Origin of the sequence: Mesorhizobium sp. M8A.F.Ca.ET.021.01.1.1, assembly GCF_003998025.1 — a bacterium.
Lineage (GTDB): Bacteria > Pseudomonadota > Alphaproteobacteria > Rhizobiales > Rhizobiaceae > Mesorhizobium.
On record NZ_RZSJ01000552.1, the window covers coordinates 1 to 4059 of the forward strand.

General features: G+C 62.3%; 5 protein-coding genes. 2 read left to right on the forward strand and 3 right to left on the reverse strand.

The annotated features are described in order from the left end of the window. Positions 1-521: 521 nt before the first annotated feature. Positions 522-719, reverse strand: coding sequence for a hypothetical protein (locus tag EOA36_RS29525; protein WP_127280503.1), 198 nt, complete (start codon positions 717-719; stop codon positions 522-524). Positions 720-985: 266 nt separating this feature from the next. Here EOA36_RS29525 and EOA36_RS29530 point away from each other — a divergent pair, with 266 nt between their 5' ends. Beyond that, the gene (locus EOA36_RS29530) at positions 986-2620 is read left to right on the forward strand and encodes a M20/M25/M40 family metallo-hydrolase (protein ID WP_189343636.1); all 1635 of its coding nucleotides are present in this window, start codon (positions 986-988) and stop codon (positions 2618-2620) included. Between the two features lie 58 nt (positions 2621-2678). On the opposite strand, the gene EOA36_RS29535 is transcribed toward EOA36_RS29530, so the two are convergent. After that, positions 2679-2882 (reverse strand): hypothetical protein, encoded by a 204-nt coding sequence (locus EOA36_RS29535; protein ID WP_127280505.1) that lies wholly within the window; start codon positions 2880-2882, stop codon positions 2679-2681. After that, the gene (locus EOA36_RS29540) at positions 2879-3145 is read right to left on the reverse strand and encodes a hypothetical protein (RefSeq protein WP_127280506.1); all 267 of its coding nucleotides are present in this window, start codon (positions 3143-3145) and stop codon (positions 2879-2881) included. Before EOA36_RS29540 ends, EOA36_RS29535 begins: the two co-directional genes overlap by 4 nt. A 160-nt stretch (positions 3146-3305) precedes the next feature. Between EOA36_RS29540 and EOA36_RS29545 the strand changes: the two genes are divergently transcribed. Further along, on the forward strand, positions 3306-4059 hold a 754-nt coding region (locus EOA36_RS29545), incomplete at its 3' end, for an SDR family NAD(P)-dependent oxidoreductase (protein WP_127280507.1).

Sequence of the window (4059 nt, forward strand, 5' to 3'; positions counted from 1 at the left end):
CCTCTGGGTTGCGTGTTCAGGCACCGCAGAACACGACTTGACGGGCTGTGTCTGGCATCTGAAAAGGGCTGGGCTGCGGACGTGGCGGAATTGGTAGACGCAAGGGACTTAAAATACGGCTCCGGCAATCCCGATGTGTCCGTAAAGGTCCCGACCAGCTCGGTTTTCCGGTAATTGTCTAATCTCGATAGCCGCTTGCGTACCTCTACGTCCCTGCCCCTCATCGCCCGTCCGGTGCCAATTGCGGTGCCAATTTTTTCCTGCGAGTATCTGCATGAGGCGCATCAGCGGGTTGCGATAGCACCGATGCCGGTGGCGAGGGAAGGGGTTTGGACAAGCAAAGACATAATCCCCAAAGTCATCGCGACAGGGTTTCAGAATTGGCAGACTGTTGCCTGCGCGGCCATACTTGTTGGGTGTCGCCCAGGCGCCCCGCTCCGCGCCCCGCGCTTCTGTTGCCTGCGGCATATGCGCGGCCTTGTCAGTATTTCGATTGCTCCCGGCGTGGCATTTGTCGCATTCTATTTGTTGCGCCTGGTCGTGAGCGCATCGCCCAGGTCGTGCTTGTCGGGATCCTTCAGGTTTTCGCCCGCTGCGTCACGATCTTCAGCCGGATCATCCTTCGCCGGCAAATAACCGCGAGGACGGTTTTCCGGCGGGCCTTCCCAGCGTGGCTTCTGATCGGTGCTGCCGGGAGGGCCATTGTCGCGTGAGGTCATATAATCTCCCTAGATTGTGGAGATCTGGATTGGTCAACCGTGTTTGACTTGCCTGGTCGACGGCCCGCATCTCCTGGAACGGGATGCTGCCCAACCAGCCACCGAGCGAGTTGTTCCAATCGCAGGCCAGATAATCAGCATCCACATTCCGACAACGAGGTATCGACAGGGGAGACTTGCCGCTGCTAGGCCCAGCCGGTCGCGCTCTTGAAGGAACAAGCTAGCCGACGCTAAACTCGACCTCTCGAAGCATGTCGGAGACGGTGATGAACGGTGGAGCAAAAGAGGGCTTGCCCGCCTGCGCCGAACGCTGGGCGCTCGCCCTGACCGAGCGCAGGAGCGTCACCGGGAGCGAGGATGAAGCATCGTTCGGGCCATGGCTTGCCGGCAAACTTCGCCAAGAGACAGCCTTTCGCCATGCGGAAATCTGGACGATCGAGGTCGAGCCCGGAGACGGCCGACACTGCGTGGCGATGCTGCTGCGCGGAGGTGGCCGGGCCACTGTGGTGCTGACGGGACATTACGACACCGTCACGACGCGCGACTATGGCGAGCTTGAGGATCTCGCGACCCGGCCGGGCCTGCTCACGCCTGCGCTCGGCAAGACCCTGGCCACAGCCGAGACGGCCGCCGCCCGACGCGCACGCGTCGATTTTGCCTCCGGAGAGTTTCTCGCCGGACGCGGTCTGCTCGACATGAAGGCGGGCCTTGCCGCGGGATTGGCCGTCTGCACGCAATTCGCGGAGAGCATCAATCCGGCGGGGAACATCTTCTTCCTCGCCGTACCCGATGAAGAGAACAACTCGGCCGGCGCGCGCAGGGCGGCGCAGGCTCTTCCTACCATCGCCGACGAATGCCAACTGGAATTTGCGGCCGCGATCAATCTCGATGCGATCGCGGACGATGGCGACGGCAGTAAGGGGCGAATCATCGCGCTGGGCACTGTGGGCAAGCTGCTGCCGACGGCTTATGTTGTCGGCGTTCCCGCCCATAGCGGTTTTCCGCTGAATGGCTTGAATGCCGCGACGCTGGCTGCCGCGATAGCCACGCGTGTGGAATGGGCGCCGGAGCTGACCGATCAGTCCCGGTCGGAGCCCGGCACGCCGGCGAGCCTGCTCAGCATTCGCGACGGCAAGGCCGGCTATGACGTGACGACACCGGCAAGCGCCTATGCCAGCTTCAATGTACTGAGCTATCGCAGGACACCCGGCGAGGTGTTCGACCGGTTCGAACAGCTTTGCGCACAAGCGGCTTCGACTTGCCTGGGCGCTCTCAAACAGCGGCTCGGCCCGGGTAACGAGCCGGCCGCTATCGACGTAGTCGACAACATTGCCCTATACCGTTACGAGGCTGTCGCTGACCGCCTCGATGGGAAAGCCATATCCAGGGTTGGCGCACTGGGCGCGTCGCTCGCGGCCAGTGAACTTTCGCTACCTGAACAATGCCGGCTTGTCATCGAAGAGGCATGGCGGCTGAGCCGTTTGTCAGGTCCGGCGGTGGTCATAGGCTTTGGCTCCATACCTTACCTGCCAACGAACCTGTCGCAGACCCCCGCAGCCAGAAGGCTGCGCGCGATTGCCGGCGACATTGCCGCCAACGCAGACGGACTCTACGGCTGTACGATTGCTTGCGCCGATTATTTCGCCGGCATCTCCGATATGAGCTTCTTTGGTGAAGCGGCAGAATCCTCGCTCGATGTGGTCGCCCGCAACACGCCGATGTGGAGCGACGGGGTGCGCTGGCCCGCGCACCGAGGCCTTGCCAGTATCCCGACGATCAATATCGGCCCGTGGGGGCGTGATTATCACACGCCGCTCGAACGGCTGCACACTGGGTATGCGTTCAGCGTCCTGCCACGTGTTCTCAGCCAAACCTGCAGGGCCCTGCTCAACGCGGAGTGACGCAGCCCCGCCTCATATCCCTGCGTGGGCAAGGGCACAGGCCGGTTCCCGCCCGAGTTCAGGGCTTGGCTGGCTGCGTGGGCTGGGTGCCTTGCTGATCCCCGCCGGAGCTCGTCTGAGGCGTCGGATTGCTGTCGACTTTCGGATTTTTGTCGACAGGCTGACTGTTCACCGTATCGGTCTTGGACTTGGCCGGATCCGCGTTGTTCTCATTGCACCCAGCCAACGCGAAGAGCGCCGCAATTAGCAGAATCGTTCTCATTTCAAGTCCTCCTGACCTGCTTTCGGCACCACGTCGGACCAACGTCCCGTGCGGTCGAAGCGAACCGACAGGCCCTGTTTCATTGCCTTCCTGGCCAGCATGAGGTCGAGTTCCGCATCATTGACGGGGCTGCGCATGACCGACCGGATGGCATTGCAAGCCAGTTCCGTCGAGACGAAGTCACAGGTTTTGCTTCTGGCGACGACATACTGCTCGATCAGTATATCAACGCGCCTGAGGGCGATGTCTTGCGCATACTGCATCCGCGGCTCCCTTTGCCGCCGAACTGTCGGCCACGAAGGTTGTTCCACCTTGCCCGAGAAAACTTGTCGACCGGGAGCGCGTCGTCGGACGCGGGCAACCGACCACGGAACAATCCTGGCTTGGGATGGTTGGGGGCGGCGGTCAGGAGCGGAGGATATGATGACGGCAACTAAACTCGCGGTGGTAACCGGGGCCTCAAGCGGCATCGGCAAGGAACTTGCCAAGCTCTGCTCGAAGGCCGGTTATAACCTTGTCATCGCGGCCGATGAGCCGGCGATCAAGCAGGCGGCAGAGGCGCTGTCTTCGCACGACGTGGCGGTCGAGGCGCTTGAGGTCGACCTGGCAACCGTGGAGGGCGCCGACAGATTGGTGTCGCGGATCGGAAATCGGGATATCGACCTGCTCTTTCTGAATGCGGGGCGCGGCCTGGGTCACGGCTTCGTCGACCAGGACTGGAACAAGATCCGTCGCATCGTCGACACCAATATCACCGGAACAATTTATCTGGCCCATCAACTGGCCGCGAGGATGGCCAGGCGCGGACGCGGGCGTATTCTGTTTACCGGATCGATCGCCGGCTTCATGCCGGGCACGTTCCAGGCAGTCTACAACGGCACCAAGGCGTTCATCGATTCTTTCGCCATCGCGCTACGGCACGAATTGAAGGACACCGGCGTCACCGTGACGGTGCTGATGCCCGGTGCGACGCAGACGCGGTTCTTCGAACGTGCCGAAATGATGGACACCAAGGTCGGCACCGACGAGAAGGACAATCCGGCCGACGTCGCGCGCGCCGGCTATGACGCGTTGCTGGCGGGCGAGGAACAGGTCATCAGCGGCTGGAGGAACAAGCTCCAGGGGGCAGCCGCCCATGTCACCCCGGCTGGCACCCTGGCTGAACAGCACCGCAAGA

Coding starts and splice junctions, on each gene's coding strand:
- EOA36_RS29525 (WP_127280503.1), bottom strand. CDS start 719: ATGACCTCACGCGACAATGGCCCTCCCGGCAGCACCGATCAGAAGCCA.
- EOA36_RS29530 (WP_189343636.1), top strand. CDS start 986: ATGAACGGTGGAGCAAAAGAGGGCTTGCCCGCCTGCGCCGAACGCTGG.
- EOA36_RS29540 (WP_127280506.1), bottom strand. CDS start 3,145: ATGCAGTATGCGCAAGACATCGCCCTCAGGCGCGTTGATATACTGATC.
- EOA36_RS29535 (WP_127280505.1), bottom strand. CDS start 2,882: ATGAGAACGATTCTGCTAATTGCGGCGCTCTTCGCGTTGGCTGGGTGC.